The 19,954-nt window shown below is 57.5% G+C and carries 21 protein-coding genes; 9 read left to right on the top strand and 12 right to left on the bottom strand.

Annotation, left to right across the window (positions count from 1 at the left end; all coding sequences use genetic code 11):
* Positions 1–983 precede the first annotated feature (983 nt).
* From ACLH0J_RS04780 to ACLH0J_RS04770, 3 genes are all read right to left on the bottom strand, one after another.
* Positions 984–1,571 carry a hypothetical protein gene (locus tag ACLH0J_RS04780; protein ID WP_411391064.1) on the bottom strand — a complete coding sequence of 196 codons (588 nt, stop codon included), beginning with the start codon at positions 1,569–1,571 and terminating at the stop codon, positions 984–986.
* A gap of 89 nt (positions 1,572–1,660) precedes the next feature.
* Complete coding sequence (locus ACLH0J_RS04775) at positions 1,661–2,788, bottom strand: hypothetical protein (RefSeq protein WP_411391063.1); 1,128 nt, start codon at positions 2,786–2,788, stop codon at positions 1,661–1,663.
* The gene (locus ACLH0J_RS04770; protein WP_411391062.1) at positions 2,785–3,762 is read right to left on the bottom strand and encodes a hypothetical protein; all 978 of its coding nucleotides are present in this window, start codon (positions 3,760–3,762) and stop codon (positions 2,785–2,787) included. Before ACLH0J_RS04770 ends, ACLH0J_RS04775 begins: the two co-directional genes overlap by 4 nt.
* 165 nt (positions 3,763–3,927) lie before the next feature.
* Here ACLH0J_RS04770 and ACLH0J_RS04765 point away from each other — a divergent pair, with 165 nt between their 5' ends.
* Both ACLH0J_RS04765 and mobI read left to right on the top strand, forming a co-directional pair.
* A complete protein-coding gene (locus ACLH0J_RS04765; protein ID WP_411391061.1) occupies positions 3,928–5,319 on the top strand; it encodes a hypothetical protein in 1,392 nt (463 codons plus the stop codon).
* A gap of 410 nt (positions 5,320–5,729) precedes the next feature.
* Positions 5,730–6,191, top strand: coding sequence for a conjugative transfer protein MobI(A/C) (gene mobI / locus ACLH0J_RS04760; protein WP_411391060.1), 462 nt, complete (start codon positions 5,730–5,732; stop codon positions 6,189–6,191).
* A 369-nt stretch (positions 6,192–6,560) separates the two neighbouring features.
* Here the strand turns inward: mobI and ACLH0J_RS04755 are convergent, their stop codons facing one another.
* Positions 6,561–6,926, bottom strand: a complete 366-nt coding sequence (locus tag ACLH0J_RS04755) for a hypothetical protein (protein ID WP_017735521.1) — start codon at positions 6,924–6,926, stop codon at positions 6,561–6,563.
* Positions 6,927–7,474: 548 nt separating this feature from the next.
* Positions 7,475–8,449: an integrase gene (locus tag ACLH0J_RS04750; RefSeq protein ID WP_411391059.1), complete on the bottom strand. Its 975-nt coding sequence runs from the start codon at positions 8,447–8,449 to the stop codon at positions 7,475–7,477.
* Positions 8,450–8,755: 306 nt separating this feature from the next.
* Here ACLH0J_RS04750 and ACLH0J_RS04745 point away from each other — a divergent pair, with 306 nt between their 5' ends.
* The 4 genes from ACLH0J_RS04745 to ACLH0J_RS04730 are packed head-to-tail and all read left to right on the top strand — an operon-like array spanning position 8,756 to position 13,235.
* Complete coding sequence (locus ACLH0J_RS04745; RefSeq protein ID WP_003465068.1) at positions 8,756–10,435, top strand: Mu transposase C-terminal domain-containing protein; 1,680 nt, start codon at positions 8,756–8,758, stop codon at positions 10,433–10,435.
* A gap of 2 nt (positions 10,436–10,437) precedes the next feature.
* Positions 10,438–11,346 carry a TniB family NTP-binding protein gene (locus tag ACLH0J_RS04740; RefSeq protein ID WP_003465065.1) on the top strand — a complete coding sequence of 303 codons (909 nt, stop codon included), beginning with the start codon at positions 10,438–10,440 and terminating at the stop codon, positions 11,344–11,346.
* On the top strand, positions 11,343–12,560 hold the full coding sequence (locus tag ACLH0J_RS04735; protein ID WP_054881237.1) for a TniQ family protein: 1,218 nt from the start codon (positions 11,343–11,345) through the stop codon (positions 12,558–12,560). Before ACLH0J_RS04740 ends, ACLH0J_RS04735 begins: the two co-directional genes overlap by 4 nt.
* 60 nt (positions 12,561–12,620) lie before the next feature.
* A complete protein-coding gene (locus ACLH0J_RS04730; protein WP_000904941.1) occupies positions 12,621–13,235 on the top strand; it encodes a recombinase family protein in 615 nt (204 codons plus the stop codon).
* A 52-nt stretch (positions 13,236–13,287) separates the two neighbouring features.
* Here ACLH0J_RS04730 and merE read toward each other — a convergent pair whose 3' ends face one another.
* The 6 genes from merE to merT are packed head-to-tail and all read right to left on the bottom strand — an operon-like array spanning position 13,288 to position 16,435.
* Positions 13,288–13,524, bottom strand: coding sequence for a broad-spectrum mercury transporter MerE (gene merE / locus ACLH0J_RS04725; RefSeq protein ID WP_001087809.1), 237 nt, complete (start codon positions 13,522–13,524; stop codon positions 13,288–13,290).
* Positions 13,521–13,886, bottom strand: coding sequence for a mercury resistance co-regulator MerD (gene merD, locus ACLH0J_RS04720; RefSeq protein WP_003465059.1), 366 nt, complete (start codon positions 13,884–13,886; stop codon positions 13,521–13,523). The genes merE and merD overlap by 4 nt, the downstream gene beginning before the upstream one ends.
* 16 nt (positions 13,887–13,902) lie before the next feature.
* A complete protein-coding gene (merA, locus tag ACLH0J_RS04715) occupies positions 13,903–15,549 on the bottom strand; it encodes a mercury(II) reductase (RefSeq protein ID WP_411391058.1) in 1,647 nt (548 codons plus the stop codon).
* The gene (merF, locus tag ACLH0J_RS04710) at positions 15,546–15,791 is read right to left on the bottom strand and encodes a mercury resistance system transport protein MerF (protein ID WP_000654684.1); all 246 of its coding nucleotides are present in this window, start codon (positions 15,789–15,791) and stop codon (positions 15,546–15,548) included. The genes merA and merF overlap by 4 nt, the downstream gene beginning before the upstream one ends.
* Positions 15,792–15,793: 2 nt before the next feature.
* Positions 15,794–16,069 (bottom strand): mercury resistance system periplasmic binding protein MerP, encoded by a 276-nt coding sequence (gene merP / locus ACLH0J_RS04705; protein ID WP_000735441.1) that lies wholly within the window; start codon positions 16,067–16,069, stop codon positions 15,794–15,796.
* A 15-nt stretch (positions 16,070–16,084) separates the two neighbouring features.
* Entirely contained in the window at positions 16,085–16,435 is a 351-nt protein-coding gene (merT, locus tag ACLH0J_RS04700) for a mercuric ion transporter MerT (RefSeq protein ID WP_001294667.1), read from the bottom strand.
* 71 nt (positions 16,436–16,506) lie between these two features.
* Here merT and merR point away from each other — a divergent pair, with 71 nt between their 5' ends.
* Both merR and ACLH0J_RS04690 read left to right on the top strand, forming a co-directional pair.
* Complete coding sequence (gene merR, locus ACLH0J_RS04695) at positions 16,507–16,941, top strand: Hg(II)-responsive transcriptional regulator (protein WP_000429838.1); 435 nt, start codon at positions 16,507–16,509, stop codon at positions 16,939–16,941.
* A gap of 388 nt (positions 16,942–17,329) precedes the next feature.
* Positions 17,330–17,872, top strand: coding sequence for a recombinase family protein (locus ACLH0J_RS04690; protein WP_262049555.1), 543 nt, complete (start codon positions 17,330–17,332; stop codon positions 17,870–17,872).
* 211 nt (positions 17,873–18,083) lie between these two features.
* On the opposite strand, the gene ACLH0J_RS04685 is transcribed toward ACLH0J_RS04690, so the two are convergent.
* A complete protein-coding gene (locus ACLH0J_RS04685) occupies positions 18,084–18,647 on the bottom strand; it encodes a hypothetical protein (RefSeq protein WP_262049554.1) in 564 nt (187 codons plus the stop codon).
* A gap of 168 nt (positions 18,648–18,815) precedes the next feature.
* On the opposite strand from ACLH0J_RS04685, the gene ACLH0J_RS04680 reads away from it, so the two are divergent.
* Complete coding sequence (locus ACLH0J_RS04680; RefSeq protein ID WP_262049553.1) at positions 18,816–19,739, top strand: HNH endonuclease; 924 nt, start codon at positions 18,816–18,818, stop codon at positions 19,737–19,739.
* The last annotated feature ends 215 nt before the right edge of the window (positions 19,740–19,954 follow it).

The following is a 19,954-nucleotide window of genomic DNA, read 5'->3' as shown; positions in this document are numbered from 1 at the left end:
CCAGGATTACCGTCGAGTAGCCGGGAATACCATTGGGAATACCAAATCGCCTGGAACTCAAAAAACCTCGAAAGCCCCCAATAGCCCTGCAAGCCACGTATTTACTGGTTTTCAGGCACAAAAAAAGACGTCCTTGAACGTCTTTAGATGATGAAGTGGTGGAGCCGGGGGGATTAAATATTTGTATCTAAGTTACTGTTTTAAAATGCATTTTTGTTTGTCTTCTGCGTAAGTGCCCCCATAAGTGCCCCCGCGCACATATTTTCGATGAACGGCTATTTGAGGAGTTGAACTGGCGTCCTGAATTATCGTTCTGCGAGAAGGCGGAGCTAGCCAGTCACCGACGGGCATTAGATGGTGTCGGTCGTGCACAGCATGGTATCGGTTATCTGGCGACCAGGGTTTGATCCTAGCCTAGGCCGGGGCGCTGGGTAGCTCGGGCCACGCAATTGGGTTTTTTCCGCGGTCGCGCACCATGGGCTCATCTAGGACGTCTGAGCTGAGGTGCGGTATGAGACACTCGATGGTTACCTGTCAAAACTGTGGCAAAGCGATGGTTCCGAGAGCTACATATAGCCGTGGCTTCTGGGGCTATTCGCCTTCGTCGAATCACTGTCCCTTTTGCCTGAGTGAGAATTGGCATGGCGGAAATCCGGGGTTAGGGACTCGGCTATCTGCGTTAATTGGCCTGGCTCTAGGTGTTCTGGCCTGTGTGTTGATGGGAGCGTTTCTGTTCAAAGTGCAGTGGTGGCTGGGCGTTGAAGGACAATGGCCTCTATTGAGCCTAACCACATGCGCGGTGTCAGTTATCGCGGGGTATCGATTTTACAACTGGTTTGTAGATTTCTGACTAATCATTCCCACTCAGAACGCCAGGTAGGAACCGGCCATAAGCAGTCCTCGATCACTTGCGTAGGTTTGCTTGGACTGCACGCTATGCTCTAGCGGGCCCGTATCCCTCTATCGCGGCATCTGGCGGCTGTTCAATTGATATTGTGAGGAAAGGACGTTCGTAGATGACGCAGAAGATCGCTCGGTAGCACCGCAGGGAGCTTCGCGGTGCCTTTGTTGGATAGCTGGATGGCAACGGTCTTGTTAAGGTCCGTAAATTTTACTTGGACTTTTTCCAACACATGTTTTCGGCCGGCCAGAAGGATATCAGTGGCATCGCGCACATCTTTTACCCCTTTGAGCAAAATTTTCCCTGTCACCCCTTCGTCTATTTCGACACCAGAGACTTGGAGCGAGTCGACGGTGACCACCTGATCTACCGCGTCCTGCAGAGCCGAGACCCACTCGATCAGGTTGACCGAAGGAGGCGTCACTACCAAGTTGAAACTGCAGGCTTCAAGCAAGCGGCTGATCAGTTCCTTGAGACTGCGCTGGTAATTTCTGAGCTCAATGTGGGGAGGCGAATCGAAAAGCGTGAACTCCGTCGTCCGATACCCTATTCGATCAAGCACCTCTTCACTCCCAAAAGGGGTCGATATCACCTCCTGGTAACTGTACTTTTCGATGTAACGCCCCTCGATGAAGTCATCCCTGATTCGCTCGATAGCGAAGCCATCCATTCTCTCCTCCGTGAATGGCATGTCGATGAGCCTCTTCCCTACCGATCGAATCGATGAAGGCCATTGGGCATTCAGCCACCTCACCCTGTTCATGCTGGCTCTCCTTGCGTTTCAGCGCCTGCTTGAGCTTGCACTCTGAGTTCCTTGATAACCTTCGCAGCGGTTTCTTCGATGATGCCCAGATAGGTTTCTTTGTCTCCGGCGGTGACCGGTCGGATCGTCTTGGTGTACTCGAGTTCTACCAGCCGGTAGGCACCTCGGACGAAGTACTTGAAACCTTTCCCTTGCATCGGCTCCTCAAACGCTGCCTCAAATTCAACCATTGGTTGTGGGGCCTTATGCAGTACAGAGCGCCAGATAATCGAGGTGATGAAGAACCCCTTCTTGGTCAGGCTCTGGTACTCATCAGACGCTAGCAGCGTCTCGCCTTTCAGCGCTACGTTCTTGACCAGCGCCAATGCCTCGTCTTTGGCCACCTCAGCTTCTTGGTCATCGTCTAGGTCGAGCTCGTCCTCTTCAGGTTCCTGGGGCAAGCGCTCCACCTTCACGCTGGTTACGTTCTTCAATGAGAAGCCCGTGAGATTGCTGATCAGGGATGTAAAGAACTCTGTGCGCAGGGCAGGTGACTGGAACTCGCCGAGCTCGATGCGGATTGCGGGGATTTCAGCTTTGGCCTTGGTATCCAGCTTGTCCTTGAGCTTGGAGTAGATGGTTTTCACACGATCGTTGGCAGGCATCCGAATGACCGTCTTGTCCGCTGAGACGTGGAACTCGATCGAGGCCTCTTTGGGTGTGCGCTGGACGAGCCGTGTTTTGCCGTAGTCGACGTCGGAGTACTTAATATTGGCGACGACTTGGTTGCCGTCCTTTATCTGCTGAGTGACCTTCTCGTCCTCGGGAGACTCCTCAATGTATTCCCGGAGCACTTCCCGGATTCCTTCCACGGTTAGCGCGGTTGGCAGCGTCACCGAGGTGAGCTTTTCCTGTCGGCCCGAGTGCTCCCGCTGTTCCAATAGGGTGTTCAGATCATGATAGTCGTGGGGGAGGAGAGAGATGGCACTGACCAGGTCATCCCGGCTGTCCTTGGCGGAGTAGAAAATCCCCCTGTCCTTCGCGAGTTCAAGCAGAACCTTTTCATTGATTTTCTGTTTGGCCGACATCAAAGCGTCGTGAATTTCCTTGTCCGTAGCACAATACTGAAGCGTGTTTTTGATCATTGGCGGGACAGCTCCAGTTCACAGAAGGTGGTGCGTACGTGTTCAAGTTTGCCGAAGTCAATGGCGTCCAATATCTGTCTAAGATCGTCCCCGCCCTGGTAGTCAGCGATGTACTGGTCTTTTGCCTTGGCAAAATTAGCCGAAGCATTTTGGTGCGGATCAACCAGGCGGATCGTGACTTCCGTTTCGGCTTTGATTACCTGGTAGTGCATCAGGTACTCGATGAGGTAAAGAAACTCATCGGTCGTGATTCCCCGCTTGCGCATGAAGATCACGAAGCCCTGCCTGCTTCCCTTCTTTGGGTTCACGTAGGACAAAATGATCCAAGGCGCGGTCAACATATCTAGCGTCGCAGCCTTGGCGTGCTCGAGTTGGACGTTCTTCCTGCGAACCAGATGGGGATAATAGAACTTACAGTAATCCCGCTCTGGTAGTAGACCGGCACCGCCGCGCAGATGGATGATCTCGTGGTGAACGTTGTTCAGCCAGTAAATATCCTCAGGGCCCATCACAACGATCTTGGAGCCCTTTGGGATGTCCAAGTCTTCGCATTTCACCTTTTCAAGGATCTTGGCGAAGTCCTTGTCATACTCGTTATCGTGGTTGTAGACGAAAAGCAGTCCCTGGATATTCGCCGATACATCCGGATGGATGTAGGTGTCGCTGAACTCCTGGCTGATCTCGGCGCACCGCAGGCTCATGGCTAGGCTCTCGATTGCCTCCCGGATGGCCTGTGTTTTGATGGTGCCCTTCGCGTAGCTCTTGAGGTCGCAGTTCACATAGGTGCGAGACTGCGAGTACGGCTCGTTATACCAAAAGACGACATCGGAGGGATGGGTCTTGACCTCGTGGGTTTCTTGATGCTCGCACGGCCAATTGATATTGGTGTGCTCCATGCGACCCCAGAGAAACTCGTTGAAAATTCCCTTCGATAGCTTTTCTGCCATCTTCGCGATGTTTATCGTCTCGGCCATAATTCCCTGGGCTCTTTAATGTTGGTCAAAGCGGCGCTAGCACCGTGATGGCACTAATAATAGCGCAGTGAACACGATGGATAAGCCGAGTTCAAGGTGATTACCTGTTCGCTTGGTATCACGCCTCTGCGCAGGATCAATCCGACACAAAAAATCGGGGACTCGATGAGTATCTTTGTTGGACAGCAAACGCCGCAGACCCGCCTGCGAATCTGGGCCCAGTACGCCCCGGCCATTGAGCAGCACATGCGCGCGGCCGCCGAAGAGGCACGACACGACTATTTTGAGTATCTGTACGTACATCGTGACGATAGTCGACGGACGATCCAGCTGTTCGCCGGCAACCACCCGATACCGTCGAACGATGACGGAAGTCCCCAGACGGAAGGCGGTGCGGCGCTCGTGTTGTCACAGGACACCCAATTTGGCCACGTCGCGGCCTTAATCTATCCCTACGAAACGTCCCAGCGCGCAGGGAAGCCAATTTTCTGGGGTTTCTTCGATAGTCCGGCGGATGCAATCGCAGGTAAATGGCTCGATCGCGCAGTGCATGACTTCGCCCGTTGCTGCCGCGCATCCAGCATCGTAGATCAGACGGCTTATCGCTCCGACCGGTTGCGGATGCGGTGGCTCAAACTTCGAAGCTGGGCGCTCTGTTTTCGTGGCCGCTTCCCCGGTGGCACGAAGCTGATCTGCGCCAAGCCGTCGTGGGGCCGGAGGATCATAGCTGGCATTTTTGTCGTCCTTACCACGTTAACCGCGTTGCTTAATCTGCCGAGTATGGTGGCGACGTTATCAGGCTACACCGTGCCTAGATTATGGGCTTTGTTGCATGAGGGTCCTGCAGTTGACAGCGCACCTCCTCCTGGATCAGAAGTGTCAGGCTCTGTGGCATCCCCGGCAGCAAACAGTTCCCAGAAAGCAATTCCGAGCCAGGCAGAGCCAGCTATTACGCCAGCAGTGATAGGTGTTGAGATGCCCGTCATTTCCGGCTGGTACACGTTCTGCCCTACCACGGCTGACCAAGGTAGCCCAAAACTTCTGGATCTCCTTTATGACGTGCGAGCGAATGCCGGCAAAGTGGCCTTCTTCGACATACAGGTGGACATCGACTGCGTGTTGGGTAGGCAACCGGACTATGATGCTGCGTTCAGTAGGCTCGAGGACGCGGACGAGGTAATTTACCTCTTGCGCGTGCCCCTAGTAATGGACGGCGATCCTGTCACGCCCCGGCAATGGATTAGCGGCAAGCGCGATGCCTCCGTTCTGCGTACCATGTATAGCGACAATGGTTCCGCGATAGCGATACACAATGGGAACGACAGTCGTAATCCCCTGTCACGTTTCCAGCCCCATGTTGAGGGAAGCAACGACATCCTCTTCGGGCCCTATGCGATAAAGGAAAGCTCCGACGACGATGCCATCACGTTCGATCTGAACGCTTCGTTTCTTGACAGTGCCGCTCTGCAGCAGGCGACCATTATCGCGGAAGAACTCCGTGCTACCCGTGCGCTGCCTACGACTTTGCATTCGCCAGTCGGGAAAGGCGGGTCATAACCGTTTTTGTTTTGCGCAACTGCCATTCTGCTTGTGGTTGGGAATGTTTGCGAACCAACACCGCAATGTTCGAAGCGCGAGCGGTAAAGATCCGGCTTGGGGCGGAAGCCGTCGATCAGAAGGATCAGCTCTTGGCCATTGCCTGCCTATCGTAACTTTGGCATTCGTTGATTCTGTTCAATCTCGAGCCAGGGCATCCGTCGTCGTCTGTTGTGCATCCTTTGCACGTAATGTTGCTGTACGTCTGCAATGTCGTCATCTGCCGCCCATCTAACGCGCGGCAGAGCGGCAGCGGTGCATTGCCAACTCCGCTTCCGTAAATTTCTGACGGTAAAATCGCTTGAAAGCGAATTTTTGATACCGGATGAGATGCCACCATTTGGGCTCTAGAAGCAGTTGGAGCCTTGGCCATGAGCAAAGAACCGCAAGCGATAGTCGCCTTGCTGGATCAGCAATATGAGCAGTTGTTGGTGGACGCGAGACGCCTGGTAGCAAGCTATGTGGATGCGTCCATGAAGCTGTACAAAAAGACTGGGGCCAGATCTGTTGTAGCTGCCGTGTCAATCAAGCAAACGAGCCCGAATGCGTACTCGATCTACTGGTGCAAACTGGTGCCACTGCATGGGCAAAAAAACAAATTCGCGCCCCTTACTATTGCCAAGGGCAATGGCAAACACAAATACCCGGCTTCCTCGTTCGAGTTTGTTAAATACCCTTACCGCCGCCTGGTTTTGCAGGTTGAGGAGCGTCTTGCTGAGATTCGTAGCATTGCCAGCGAGAATCGTCAGCTGCGTCGGACGTTGGTCGCTTATGAAAAGAAACTGTCTAGATACCAAGCGCTTGATCATGGCGGTCTCTATTCGGGAGAGTAGAGGCAGAGTGCCTATAAGCAGTGCCGAGCGGATCTGAACCGATTTTAGCGTCCGAAAGCCCCGTGCAGCATGGTCTGACGGGGCTTTCTTGTATCAGCAGTGAATTCCTGTGCGACATGTTGCAGCGCTTGAGTAGGTTACGGGCTATAAGCAGTGTAGTGCGCTAAATCTACTCGCTGCCAGCCAGCAGGCCAGTGCATGCGGGATTCACAGGCTATATTTGCTATTAGCAGTGATGCGTACGTCCAAGGCTGCTGGCCAACTGCGATCTGTATTAGCAGTGAGAGGCTTCACTTTCATAAAATAAACATTGGTAGGTGCCGGTCTAGCTGGTACCTGTGTCGCGCAGCGGATGGCGGCGGTGATGCGCTACCCTTCACTGCATCGCTGCTGTTCGAATGCAATGCGGTTCATTACGCAGATGGGGATGGGGTAGCCCTGGATGTGGGTCGTGAGAGCCTCGCTGCCGGCGATCACCATGATGCAGGAGAGGCCTCTGCGGAAGCGCATTCCTCGTCCCGAGTAATTGCGCGGGATGATCTCCCATGATTCGTCGTCGTAGTAAAAACCAACGATTTCTGACCAGTGCGATTGGACGCCCGCGCCCATGATGCCTACTGGTGTCAGGCAGAAAATTTCTACCTGGGTTTCCTGCCCAAGAGGTACGGCGTAAACCCGACCGTTTGGTGCAATGGGTGGGAAGTACTGCCCGTTACCGAGGTGGCGAAATTCCATGGTGGTGCTCCGGATAGATGAGGTCGCTAGACACTCTCCGGTAGTTTTAGGAAAACCCAAGATCAGATGGTGCCTGCGAGTCGGCGCACGGGTTATGGCGTACCGGGCAAGCTAATTCGCCACATCGAGAAGCGAGCATGCCGTTGATCTAAGCGCTTCGGCGCTCCGGTCATTTTCGCGTTGACGCGGCAACTGACTACCCAGCCAAGATCATCGCTGATCTCATGGACTTGGGTGGCAAATATTGCGTATCGCAGTAGTGATGCCTTGCAGGTGGATTCGGGTAGGCGCCCGCTGCTGATGAAAAGGCAGCGGACAGTTTGTTACAGGTATCTGGTCATACCGCTGAAGACTCAATCGTCGCCACGCTTCTTGTCCAGATACGCTGCGACCATGTAGCCAACAGCACCTGTGATGGTGAGCGCACTGATGGCCGCAAGTACCGCATATACCAACAATTCAAAACGATCCACGCCCTGACTCCTTTGACTCGAGGTAAGCCAAGTTTAAGGGCGTCTGATCTAATCCCAAATCTGCTGCGTAGTGCCTTAGCGGCTTGTACCGGCTGCTTCCTTCAGTAGGGTGGCTCGGGCACCGACGTATGCATCAGTTTCCCAGATACGCAAATTTCCGAGCTCGTAGGCGACGTGATCCCGCGCCTCTAGATCCTCGTCGTGGGGAGCGTTTCCCCCAAGAATCGGAGCTTTATGATCGGCCCATTGTTCGTAGAGCTCGCAGGCATACGCTGAGCGGCAATCATCAAAATTTAACCCATGAGCAAGCAAAAGCTCCTTAGCTGCAGGTAGGCTGTTTTGCCGCCATATCCGCCATGCTTCTTGTCTTGGATGCTGACAGTGCCGCACACCTTGAACTGCCGAGGCCGTTTCCAAAACGGCGATCTGCTTGCCCCCTGAGATATTAATTTTGCGGTGATCGTATGGATCTTCGCTGCCGTTACTTACCGAAAGATATCCGTCTGCTTTGGCGTCATTCAGAGCTATTCGGGCATCGAAGAAAAACGCTTCACGCAGCGAAATGCCCAGATACCGCACTAACATAATCACCACCGCCAGGTGCTCAGAGAGGCGAGTTTGAACGTCTTCTACAGCGGCCTCGAACCTCGCTTGATCAAGGCTGCGCGGGACGGTAATCCGTGCATGGTTAGGAAAGCCAATACGGTCGCCAACGTCAGCTGTCGCGACTTTCCAGCCACCATCGGTTGCAAGGGCCATTACTGAATACACGGTCTCAAGCAAGTTCGCCGCGCCTTGCTGCGAGAGATTCCCGTGGTACACCTGGATACAGAGTTCTTCGCCGTATTGCCGCACCAGTTTTTTATTGACGAGCTCCAGGATGTCCACCTCATGAGACTCCTTGGCGTAAATACTAAACTGGGCCCACTGCTGGTCGTGGATCATTGCCTCGTGTTGGCTGAGGAGGCCGCGCCGGACTGCCTCCCTGAGGGTCGCCGAACCGGCCTTGCTCAAGTCCCGATCAAAATGTAGGTGGAAACTCTGCTTCATGGTCATTCCTCCAATCAGCTCAGGTGCTGAGCTGCTGTAGGGAATGTTGAGGAAGAAAAAATATCCTGTGGTTCGTTTTCGGTCGCTTTCAGCGCCTGAAATTGACGAGCGCATCCGTCCCGTAAACGGTCGTTTATGGCACACCTATTCCAAATGATCTTTTTGTCGTTTTCAGAAGACGACCGCACCATCTGACTGGATGTAACGCCTGGTGTGCATACGGCTCCTGACAGCCCAATATCAGGAGTCGTCTGCACCAATCTCGACTATGCTCAATACTCGTGTGCACCAAAGCGAGGTTTGGGCATGACATCAGACACTCCACCGATTGCCGCGCAAGGCGTGGCCACCCTGCCCGACGAGGCATGGGCGCAAGCCCGGCACCGGACGGAAATCATCGGGCCACTGGCAGCGCTTGAGGTGGTCGGGCATGAAGCCGCCGATGAGGCAGCCCAAGCGCTGGGCCTGTCCCGGCGACAGGTATATGTCCTGATCCGTCGCGCCCGGCAGGGTACTGGCCTGGTAACAGACCTGACGCCCGGCCGATCCGGCGGCGGCAAAGGCAAGGGGCGCTTGCCGGAACCGGTCGAGCGCATCATCCGCGAGCTGCTGCAAAAGCGCTTCCTGACCAAGCAGAAACGCAGCCTGGCGGCGTTCCACCGCGAAGTCGCGCAGGCGTGCAAAACCCAGAAGCTGCCGGTGCCGGCGCGCAACACCGTGGCCCAGCGGATTGCCGGACTACACCCGGCGAAAATAGCCCGCAGCCGGGGCGGGCAGGACGCTGCCCGTCCCTTGCAAGGCGCGGGTGGCATTCCGCCCGAAGTCACCATGCCGCTGGAACAGGTGCAGATCGACCACACCGTCATCGACCTGATCGTGGTCGACGAGCGCGACCGGCAACCGATTGGCCGCCCATATTTGACCCTCGCCATCGACGTGTTCACGCGCTGCGTACTCGGCATGGTGGTCACGCTGGAAGCGCCGTCCGCCGTCTCGGTCGGCCTATGCCTCGCGCATGCCGCCTGCGACAAGCGGCCCTGGCTGGAAGGGCTGAATGTGGAAATGGACTGGCCGATGAGCGGCAAGCCCAGGCTGCTCTATCTGGACAACGCGGCCGAGTTCAAAAGCGAAGCGCTGCGCCGTGGCTGCGAACAGCATGGCATCCGGCTGGACTATCGCCCACCAGGCCAGCCGCACTACGGCGGCATCGTGGAACGGATCATCGGCACGGCGATGCAGATGATCCACGACGAATTACCGGGGACGACCTTCTCCAATCCCGGCCAGCGCGGCGAGTACGATTCCGAGAAGATGGCCACCCTGACGCTGCGCGAGCTGGAGCGCTGGCTCGCGTTGGCGGTAGGCACCTATCACGGCTCCGTGCACAACGGCCTGCTCCAGCCGCCGGCCGCGCGCTGGGCCGAGGCCGTGGAGCGCGTTGGCGTCCCGGCCGTCGTTACCCGCCCCACCGCGTTTTTGGTCGATTTCCTGCCGGTGATCCGCCGCACCCTGACCCGCACCGGCTTTGTCATCGACCACATCCACTACTACGCCGACGCCCTCAAGCCGTGGATTGCCCGGCGCGAGCGCTTGCCCGCCTTCCTGATCCGGCGCGATCCGCGCGACATCAGCCGCATCTGGGTACTGGAACCGGAAGGTCAGCACTATCTGGAGATCCACTACCGCACCTTGTCCCATCCGGCCGTCACCCTCTGGGAACAACGCCAGGCGCTGGCCAAATTGCGTCAGCTCGGGCGCGAGCAGGTGGACGAGTCGGCGCTGTTCCGCATGATCGGGCAGATGCGCGAGATCGTGACCACCGCCCAGAAGGCCACGCGCAAGGCGCGGCGCGACGCTGATCGCCGCCAGCACCTCAAGACGTCGGAGCCACCGGCCAAGCCCATACCGCCGGATGTGGACATGGCTGACCCGCAGGCAGACAACCTGCCGCCGGCCAAACCGTTCGATCAGATCGAGGAGTGGTAGCCGTGGACGAATATCCCGTCATTGACCTGTCCCACCTGCTGCCAGCGGCACAGGGTTTGGCCAGGCTGCCGGCAGACGAGCGCATCCAGCGCATTCGCGCCGACCGCTGGATCGGCTACCCGCGCGCGGTCGAGGCGCTGAACCGGCTGGAAACTCTGTATGCGTGGCCGAACAAGCAACGCATGCCAAACCTGCTGCTGGTCGGCCCCACCAACAACGGCAAGTCGATGATCGTCGAGAAATTCCGGCGGGCGCACCCGGTCGGCACCGACGCTGACCAAGAACATATCCCGGTGCTGGTCGTGCAGATGCCGTCAGAGCCATCGGTGATCCGCTTCTATGTCGCGCTGCTGGCTGCGATGGGCGCGCCGCTGCGCCCGCGCCCACGGCTGCCGGAAATGGAGCAACTGGCGCTGGCCCTGCTGCGCAAGGTCGGCGTGCGCATGCTGGTGATCGACGAACTGCACAATGTACTGGCTGGCAACAGCGTTAACCGGCGCGAGTTCCTCAACCTGCTGCGCTTCCTCGGCAACGAGCTGCGTATCCCCCTGGTCGGGGTCGGCACGCGCGAGGCGTACCTGGCCATCCGTTCGGACGATCAGTTGGAAAACCGCTTCGAGCCGATGCTGCTGCCGCCGTGGGAGGCCAATGAGGACTGCTGCTCGCTGCTGGCCAGCTTCGCGGCGTCACTCCCGCTACGGCGGCCATCCCCGATTGCCACGCTGGACATGGCCCGCTACCTGCTCACCCGGAGCGAAGGCACCATCGGCGAGCTTGCACATCTGCTGGTGGCGGCGGCCGTCGCCGCCGTGGAGAGTGGCGAGGAAGCGATCAACCACCGCACGCTCAGCATGGCCGACTACATCGGCCCCAGTGAGCGGCGGCGACAGTTCGAGCGGGAACTGATGTGAAGTCCGCGCCGCGCTGGCCGCTGCATCCGGCACCCAAGGAAGGCGAAGCCCTGTCCTCATGGCTCAACCGGGTCGCCGCCTGCTACCAGATGGACGTGCACGAGCTGCTGGCCCACGATCTTGGTCACAGCCAACTTGATGACCTGGATACCGCACCATCCTTGTCGTTGCTGACGGCGCTCTGCCAGCGCAGTGGCGTCGAGCTGGAGCGGTTGCGCAGCATGAGTCTTGCAGGCTGGGTGCCGTGGCTGCTCGACAGTCTCGACGATTCGGTACCAGCAGCCTTGGAAACCTATACATTCCAATGCGCGGTGCTCCTGCCCAAGCGCACCCGCAAGGTGCGGTCCATCACTCGCTGGCGTGCCTGGCTACCGAGCCAGACGATTCGCCGGGCGTGTCCGCAGTGTCTGAACGATCCAACGAATCAAGCTGTGCTACTCGTCTGGCAGCTCCCCTTGATGCTGAGCTGCCCGCAGCATGGCTGCTGGCTGGAGTCCTACTGGGGCATGCCCGGCCGGTATCTTCAGTGGGAAATCGCCGATGCTGCGCCGCGCCCTGCCGATGACGCAATCGCCTGCATGGACCGGCGCACCTGGCAGGCGCTGACGACGGGTTTTGTGGAGCTGCCGCGTCGGCGTGTCCACGCCGGCTTGTGGTTCCGGCTGCTGCGCACCCTGCTTGCTGAGCTGAACACGCCGCTCTCGCACTGCGGCAGTTGCTCGGCGAGCATCCGCCATGTCTGGGAGCGCTGCGGCCATCCGCTGCGCGCCGGGCAGAGTCTGTGGCGTCCCTACGAGATTCTGGCCCCGGCGGTGCAGTGGCAGATGCTGGAGGCGGCGGCCACCGCCATCACGCTGATCGAGTCAAAGGCGCTGATCCCGCGCGGGGAACAGGCCGCGCTGTTTCAGACGGAGCCGCACACTGGTTTCACCAACGGCCTGCCGGCGAAGGTGCCGAAGCCGGAACCCATCAACCACTGGCAACGAGCAGCCCAGGCCATCGATGAGGCCATCATTGAAGCGCGACACAACCCGGAGACGGCCCGCTTGCTGTTCACACTGGCGTCCTACGGGCGACGCGACCCCGAATCCCTGGAACGTTTGCGCGCCACGTTCACCAAGGAGGGCATCCCGCCGGAGTTTTTGTCACATTACGAGCCTGAATGGCCGTTTGCAGGTCTTAGACTAAATGACGGGTTAAGTGACAGTTTTTGACGGCGAGAACTTTCTGGCTCACGCTGTCACATAATCGAACGTATATGTGACAGGTACGACATGCTGATAGGCTACATGCGGGTATCGAAGGCGGACGGCTCCCAGGCTACCGATTTGCAGCGCGACGCGCTGATTGCCGCCGGGGTCGATCCAGTACATCTTTACGAGGACCAGGCATCCGGCATGCGCGAGGATCGGCCCGGCTTGACGAGCTGCCTGAAGGCGTTGCGAACTGGCGACACACTGGTCGTGTGGAAACTGGATCGGCTCGGACGCGACCTGCGACATCTCATCAACACCGTGCACGACCTGACTGGGCGCGGCATCGGCTTGAAGGTATTAACCGGGCACGGCGCGGCCATCGACACCACGACCGCCGCCGGCAAGCTGGTCTTTGGCATCTTCGCCGCCCTGGCCGAGTTCGAGCGCGAGTTGATCGCGGAGCGCACGATTGCCGGCCTAGCCTCGGCCCGCGCGCGCGGGCGGAAAGGCGGCCGGCCGTTCAAGATGACCGCCGCCAAGCTGCGGCTGGCGATGGCGGCAATGGGTCAGCCAGAGACCAAGGTCGGCGACCTGTGCCAGGAACTTGGCGTCACGCGGCAGACCCTGTATCGGCATGTTTCACCCAAGGGTGAGCTACGTCCAGATGGCGAGAAGCTACTCAGCCGAATTTGATGCCGGCATGAGGCAACGTAGCGACAGCGTGGTTTGTCTCAATGGGAAGCGCTCATGATCGATCTTTGAAGGCCCGCAGCAGTCGTGTCACAGACAGGACGAACAAACCGGTCAGCGTGAGGGCTGCGATACCCCAGTACTCTCCGATGAACGCGCCGGCCGTCGTGCCGGCCAGCACAATGGCGAGAATCGGCAAATGGCAGGGACAGGTGAGCACGGCCAGCGCGCCCCACAGGTAGCCGGTGATCGGTTTGTGCGTCTCGGACGGCAAGCGCTCGGGGCTGTTCATGGCAGACTCTCCGCGTGCTGTGCCGGCTCGGTCGGCATGGTGGCCAACTGCACCTCCAGATCGGCCAACGCTTCGCGCCGACGCTCGACGAACTGGCGCAGAACGGCAAGCTGCGCGGCCGCTTCATCGCCGTCCGCAGCATCCAGCGCCCGGCACAGCCGCGCCAGCGCGTCCAGGCCGATGCCCGCCTCGAAGGCCGCCCGCACGAAGCACAGCCGTTGCAAGGCGGCATCATCGAACAGGCCATAGCCGCCCGGGGTGCACGCCACCGGACGCAGCAATCCGCGCAGCAGGTAGTCGCGCACGATATGCACGCTCACCCCGGCATCAAGGGCCAGCCGGGACACGGTGTAGGCGCTCATTGAAAACCTCCTTTTTTTATCCAGCGCAGCAGGAAAGCTGCTTCACGTCCTTGTTGAAGGTCTGCGCCGCAAGCCTCAACCCCTCGACCATTGTCAGGTAGGGGAACAACTGGTCGGCCAGTTCCTGCACCGTCATGCGGTTGCGGATGGCGAGCACCGCCGTCTGGATCAGTTCGCCCGCTTCCGGGGCCACCGCCTGCACGCCGATGAGCCGTCCGCTACCTTCCTCGATGACCAGCTTGATGAAGCCGCGTGTGTCGAAGTTGGCAAGCGCTCGCGGAACGTTGTCGAGTGTCAGCGTGCGACTGTCGGTCTCGATGCCATCGTGGTGCGCTTCCGCCTCGCTGTAGCCCACGGTGGCGACTTGCGGGTCGGTGAACACCACTGCCGGCATCGCGGTCAGATTGAGGGCTGCGTCGCCGCCGGTCATGTTGATCGCGGCACGGGTGCCGGCGGCCGCTGCCACGTAGACGAACTGCGGCTGGTCGGTGCAGTCGCCGGCCGCGTAGATGTTCGGGTTGCTCGTGCGCATGCCTTGGTCGATAACGATGGCCCCTTGCGCATTGACAGTGACCCCCGCCGCGTCCAGCGCGAGGCTGCGCGTATTCGGTGCCCGACCGGTGGCAACCAGCAACTTGTCAGCGCGCAATTCACCGTGTCCGGTGGTCAGCACGAATTCGCCGTTCACATGGGCGACCTGGCTGGCTTGCGTGTGCTCCAGCACCTCGATGCCCTCGGCGCGGAAAGCGGCTGTCACGGCCTCGCCGATGGCCGGGTCTTCCCGGAAGAACAAGGTGCTGCGTGCCAGGATCGTGACCTGGCTGCCGAGCCGGGCAAAGGCTTGCGCCAGTTCCAACGCCACCACCGACGAACCGATCACGGCCAGGCGTGCGGGAATGGTGTCGCTGACAAGCGCTTCGGTGGAAGTCCAGTAGGGTGACTCTTTCAGGCCCGGAATCGGCGGCACGGCCGGACTGGCACCGGTGGCGACCAGGCAGCGGTCGAACGTTACCTCGCGCTCGCCACCCTCGTTCAAACGGACGACCAGGCTCTGGTCGTCCTTGAAACGCGCTTCACCGTGCAAAACGGTGATGGCTGGATTGCCGTCCAGGATGCCTTCGTATTTGGCGTGCCGCAGTTCATCGACACGGGCCTGCTGCTGGGCCAGCAGTTTGCTGCGGTCAATCGCAGGCACAGTTGCCGCAATACCGCCGTCGAACGGACTTTCCCGGCGCAGATGGGCAATATGGGCAGCGCGGATCATGATCTTGGACGGCACACAGCCGATATTGACGCAGGTGCCGCCGATGGTGCCGCGTTCGATCAGCGTGACCGTCGCGCCTTGCTCGACGGCCTTCAGCGCCGCCGCCATCGCGGCCCCGCCGCTGCCAATGATGGCGATATGCAAACCGGCGCCCTCAAGTGCATCACGGATTTTTGGTTCATCTTTGAAATCACCAACCCGGATCGAGCCTTGATAACCCAATGCGGCGATGGCGGCCAGCAGTTGGTTGTGGCTCACGGCGGTGTCTGCCATGACTTGCGCGCGGCTTTCTGGATAGGACACCACAGCGGCATTCACGCCGGGAATCTTTTCCAAAGCATCTTTGACATGGGTGGCGCAGGATGTGAAGGTCATGCCATTCACGGTGATTTCGGTCATTTTTTTACTCCATTGAATTTCGGGGTGCAGCAGGCATCGGCTTGGCGTTTTCGTTGGATGGCGTAGATGGTCAAGCCGATGAAAATCGCCAGCGCAGGCAGCAGCACATAGTCCAGATAGCCGGTCAGCGCGGACAAGCCGACCACACCGAGCAAAATGACCAGAACAGGGGTGAAGCAACACAGCGCCACGAGGGTTGTGCCAATGATGCTGACCCGCAGCAGTGTCTTCGGGTCTTTCATGATCAGTTCTTGACTGATGATGGGTAGCCCGCATCCTCGGTAGCCTTGGTCAGTTTCTGCACGCTGGTCTTGGCATCATCGAAGGTGACCACCGCTTCGCGCGTCTCGAAGGTCACGTCAACTTTACTGACGCCATCGACCTTGGAAATCGCCTTCTTGACAGTGATCGGACAGGCCGAGCAGGTCATGCCCGGTACGGACAGCGTAACGGTCTGGGTGGCGGCCCACACGGGGGCAACAACGGCAGCGAGGGCAAGGGCGGAAAGCAGCTTTTTCATGGTGAACTCCTGTGATCAATAGAAAAATGGCACGACGTAGGGAAATCCGAGCGCGACCAAAACCAGCACGGCCACGCCCCAGAAAATGAGCTTGTAAGTAGCTCGCACTTGGGGAATCGCGCAAACCTCACCCGGTTTGCAGGCGGCTGACGGCCGGTAGATGCGCCGCCAGGCGAAGAACAACGCCACCAGCGCCACGCCGATAAAGATGGGGCGATAGGGTTCCAACACCGTCAAGTTGCCGATCCAAGCGCCGCTGAACCCCAAGGCGATCAGAACCAGCGGCCCGAGGCAGCAAGCCGAGGCGAGGATGGCGGCCAGCCCGCCAGTGAAGAGCGCGCCGCGCCCGTTTTGAGGTTCAGACATACGTTTGTCCTTTCGAATCTGAATTGGATAGCTTAAGCTTACTTCCGTAGTTATGTACGGAGTCAAGCGATATGGAAAACAATTTGGAGAACCTGACCATTGGCGTTTTCGCCAGGACGGCCGGGGTCAATGTGGAGACCATCCGGTTCTATCAGCGCAAGGGCTTGCTCCCGGAACCGGACAAGCCTTACGGCAGCATTCGCCGCTATGGCGAGACGGATGTAACGCGGGTGCGCTTCGTGAAATCAGCCCAGCGGTTGGGCTTCAGCCTGGATGAGATCGCCGAGCTGCTGCGGCTGGAGGATGGCACCCATTGCGAGGAAGCCAGCAGCCTGGCCGAGCACAAGCTCAAGGACGTGCGCGAGAGGATGGCTGACCTGGCGCGCATGGAGGCCGTGCTGTCTGATTTGGTGTGCGCCTGCCATGCGCGGAAGGGGAACGTTTCCTGCCCGCTGATTGCGTCACTGCAAGGGAAGAAAGAACCGCGCAGTGCGGACGCGGTGTAGCCCGAGGGAACTACGCCTTAGCGTGCTTTATTTTCCGTTTTCTGAGGCGACTCCAACGTCAGAAAAGACCGTGCGGTCGACTTTTGATATTTCGTGCTGTCGCCTTCTGAAAGTGACAGACACATGGTTCTTTATATTTTTTTGATCTTCAGTAACAAATGGAATCCGGACCCAAGCTGCACGATTACTTTTTGTCGTAGACGACATATCTACCGAAGCATTGACTGCAACACGCACCATAACCCGTATCAAATGAGTACACCCCTGAGACTACAGATCAGTGAATACAAAAGCCCCTTTGAAAATGTACTCAATAGGGTTGATTGCAATAATGAATACAGGCATACTCATAACATCTAGAATCTAATGAATACAAAAGGTAAAGAAAATGGCAAACGTTGGTTACGTCAGGGTTTCATCGGTTGATCAGAACACAGCTCGCCAGTTGGACGGTGTGACACTGGATCGCGTGTTTGAAGACAAGAAGTCGGGTGCGACTACAGACCGGCCCCAGCTACAAGAAATGCTGAAGTTCATCCGTGAAGGCGACACCGTTCACGTCCACTCCATCGATAGGCTGGCCCGGTCGTTGGAAGACCTGTTAAAGCTGGTGAAGGATTTGAACACTAGGAAGATCGGCATCCACTTCCACAAGGAACAATTGCTGTTCACCGGGGAAGCCAACCCCATGCAAGAGTTGATGCTGTCATTGTTAGGTAGCGTTGCTCAGTTTGAACGCGCAATGATCAAAGAACGTCAACGGGAAGGCATAGCTAAGGCTAAGGAAGCGGGCAAGTACAAAGGTCGTGCAAAGACTGTAGATGACGCCGCTATACGGGCTGCAATGCAAACTGAGGGTGCATCGTTCCGCAAGGTGGCGATGGCTTTGGATGTGAGTCTGAGCACGGTGCAAAGGGCTATGAAAGCCTGAGCGTAAGGCATCTTAATGGCCCGCCACGGCGGGCTTTTTGCTGTCTGGAGTTAGGATATTGCCCTGTGTCTGTAGGGCTTCAGAAGCAAGATTAGCGGCACCCCATGCTATGAGGTCATTTTGATTTCAAGACCAAATAGTCCAGATCCCATCTGGCCGCGTTCAACAACACCTTAAGATTGAGCGTTAATGCACAGATGCTTTTCCGTACTCAGAAAGGAAGCACAGACTTCGATGAGCATTTGCAGTCCTGTTCGTAGCCTGGCCAGGTGTTCTTTCCGTTCAGGGTGAGCCCATCAGCAACATTAAATTTCTGTCCGTTAGCAAGGCGATGGGCTTCATCTCGGCTTTTGGACTCTCCGTCACTCGGGTTAGCCATGCATGGCGCCCCTGAATAGACCCAAATGGCTTCCGTAAGCCCAAGCTTGATTCGCTCGTCGCGAGTTATCAATGACTTGGCTCTTCTCGGCAACCACCTACAAAGCTCTGTCGCCCGCTGCTTCTGTACCCCCAAACTCTTCAACACCTCAGCCATTTCATAAAGGTTGCCACTCACTGCGGTGCGCAGGGCAACTTCATAGACGATTTCTGCCGATTCGGCTGGGATATCCTCGGTCTGGACGATGGCTTGCCATAAGTCAGCCTTGACTGCATCTGTAACCCGAGAGAAATCCCCCTTCACCACCGGGATGCCGGAACTAGACGCTTGCGGTGGGTGCTCTGTCGTGCCTCCCGATTCCGACTTGCCCTTTAAAAAGCGTCCAAACAATGACATGGCCTAATCCTTTTTTCCGTTGTTCGTGGAGCTGGTGGTGAATAGGGGGACTTGTCGCGCTGAGAGATACCAATCCGGTGCGCGTGGTCGACGTCTAGGGAGGCGCTCGCTCAAGCCCCTAAGAGAGACTAGCATCGGACTAGGAACACAGCACATTGGGGGATCGAGATGAGTGTTGAAGGAGTACGACTCGAAGAGTTCCAGCTAATCGAGGCGGGGATAGCCGGCGCAGGACATAAGCGCTACATCGGAGAACGATTCACCTGCCGCTTCTGCGGCCGTGGCCGTGAATCTGTGACTTTCAAGAAGAAGGCTCATGCCATTCCTGAGTTTCTCGGCAATCACCAACTTATACTCCATTCGGAATGTGACAGTTGTAACGAGCACTTCGGCAATACGATCGAACCGCACTTGGAAAAGTACACGCATCCCTTCAGGGCCCTGAATGGAATCACGAACAAGACTAGGAAAACCCCAAAGCACAGTGACGAAAAAATTGGTGCGCTTCAGATGGACCGCCACACCAATCATATTGCTATCACTCTGAATGAAGACGACGCGCTCGGGCATCACGAAGACCGTAATCACGTTTCTTGGGTGATGCAGAGGAAACCGTTCGTACCCTACATGGCTTACAAGGCGCTCTGCAAAATAGCCGCCTCAGTCGCCAATGAAAGGTGCCTCCCCCTCTTCGATCCCACTCTCGAATGGCTAAACCCGCTCACTATTCGTGAAATGAGTATCAACCCGGCCATCGTAATCGAAACACTGACACCGGGGACAAGATACACCTCGTGCGTCTACAGGCTTTATCTTCGGAACACCAATACGATCCCGCACTGCCTATTCTGGATTGCCTTCGGTAGCTTTGCGCTAATGACGTTCGTTCCGACTAGGCTGGACTTCAAAGCTGGCGTAGTCCTTCAATCCGAATTGCCTTACGTCCCCGATACCCGACCGGAAGAAGAAATTGCCCTGTTCGGACAGCAACTGCACATTGAACGTGATTTCTCCTCTAGAGAGCTCACCAGCTTCCCGCACGAAGTTCACATGCAATTCGAGTCAGTTGAAGAAACCAAGGTTGACGGATGATAGCTGCTAGATGGTTTTATCGGCCTGTGCGCCATGGTGAGGTTCTTACGGAGAAAGCGGGGGACTAGACGGGGGGGATCCACTACATCCTGCCACAGCAGGCCTAAAGGGGCAAATAGGGACCAATTTATCAATATGACTAGTTAAAAAAAAACGCCGCAGTATTTTTTACATTCCAAATGTTTTCCGGTTTGAAAATCCGTACAACTTTACCG

This window comes from Pseudomonas sp. MPB23 (assembly GCF_046605395.1).
Taxonomy (GTDB): Bacteria; Pseudomonadota; Gammaproteobacteria; order Pseudomonadales; family Pseudomonadaceae; genus Aquipseudomonas.
Note: the sequence above shows the minus strand (reverse complement) of the source record. Positions and strands in the feature narration are given on the sequence as shown.

What these genes read in the sequence shown, in the direction of transcription:
- ACLH0J_RS04780 (WP_411391064.1), bottom strand. Translation starts at nt 1,571, where the DNA reads ATGGATGGCTTCGCTATCGAGCGAATCAGGGATGACTTCATCGAGGGG.
- ACLH0J_RS04775 (WP_411391063.1), bottom strand. Translation starts at nt 2,788, where the DNA reads ATGATCAAAAACACGCTTCAGTATTGTGCTACGGACAAGGAAATTCAC.
- ACLH0J_RS04770 (WP_411391062.1), bottom strand. Translation starts at nt 3,762, where the DNA reads ATGGCCGAGACGATAAACATCGCGAAGATGGCAGAAAAGCTATCGAAG.
- ACLH0J_RS04765 (WP_411391061.1), top strand. Translation starts at nt 3,928, where the DNA reads ATGAGTATCTTTGTTGGACAGCAAACGCCGCAGACCCGCCTGCGAATC.
- mobI (WP_411391060.1), top strand. Translation starts at nt 5,730, where the DNA reads ATGAGCAAAGAACCGCAAGCGATAGTCGCCTTGCTGGATCAGCAATAT.
- ACLH0J_RS04755 (WP_017735521.1), bottom strand. Translation starts at nt 6,926, where the DNA reads ATGGAATTTCGCCACCTCGGTAACGGGCAGTACTTCCCACCCATTGCA.
- ACLH0J_RS04750 (WP_411391059.1), bottom strand. Translation starts at nt 8,449, where the DNA reads ATGAAGCAGAGTTTCCACCTACATTTTGATCGGGACTTGAGCAAGGCC.
- ACLH0J_RS04745 (WP_003465068.1), top strand. Translation starts at nt 8,756, where the DNA reads ATGACATCAGACACTCCACCGATTGCCGCGCAAGGCGTGGCCACCCTG.
- ACLH0J_RS04730 (WP_000904941.1), top strand. Translation starts at nt 12,621, where the DNA reads ATGCTGATAGGCTACATGCGGGTATCGAAGGCGGACGGCTCCCAGGCT.
- merE (WP_001087809.1), bottom strand. Translation starts at nt 13,524, where the DNA reads ATGAACAGCCCCGAGCGCTTGCCGTCCGAGACGCACAAACCGATCACC.
- merD (WP_003465059.1), bottom strand. Translation starts at nt 13,886, where the DNA reads ATGAGCGCCTACACCGTGTCCCGGCTGGCCCTTGATGCCGGGGTGAGC.
- merA (WP_411391058.1), bottom strand. Translation starts at nt 15,549, where the DNA reads ATGACCGAAATCACCGTGAATGGCATGACCTTCACATCCTGCGCCACC.
- merF (WP_000654684.1), bottom strand. Translation starts at nt 15,791, where the DNA reads ATGAAAGACCCGAAGACACTGCTGCGGGTCAGCATCATTGGCACAACC.
- merP (WP_000735441.1), bottom strand. Translation starts at nt 16,069, where the DNA reads ATGAAAAAGCTGCTTTCCGCCCTTGCCCTCGCTGCCGTTGTTGCCCCC.
- merT (WP_001294667.1), bottom strand. Translation starts at nt 16,435, where the DNA reads ATGTCTGAACCTCAAAACGGGCGCGGCGCGCTCTTCACTGGCGGGCTG.
- merR (WP_000429838.1), top strand. Translation starts at nt 16,507, where the DNA reads ATGGAAAACAATTTGGAGAACCTGACCATTGGCGTTTTCGCCAGGACG.
- ACLH0J_RS04690 (WP_262049555.1), top strand. Translation starts at nt 17,330, where the DNA reads ATGGCAAACGTTGGTTACGTCAGGGTTTCATCGGTTGATCAGAACACA.
- ACLH0J_RS04685 (WP_262049554.1), bottom strand. Translation starts at nt 18,647, where the DNA reads ATGTCATTGTTTGGACGCTTTTTAAAGGGCAAGTCGGAATCGGGAGGC.
- ACLH0J_RS04680 (WP_262049553.1), top strand. Translation starts at nt 18,816, where the DNA reads ATGAGTGTTGAAGGAGTACGACTCGAAGAGTTCCAGCTAATCGAGGCG.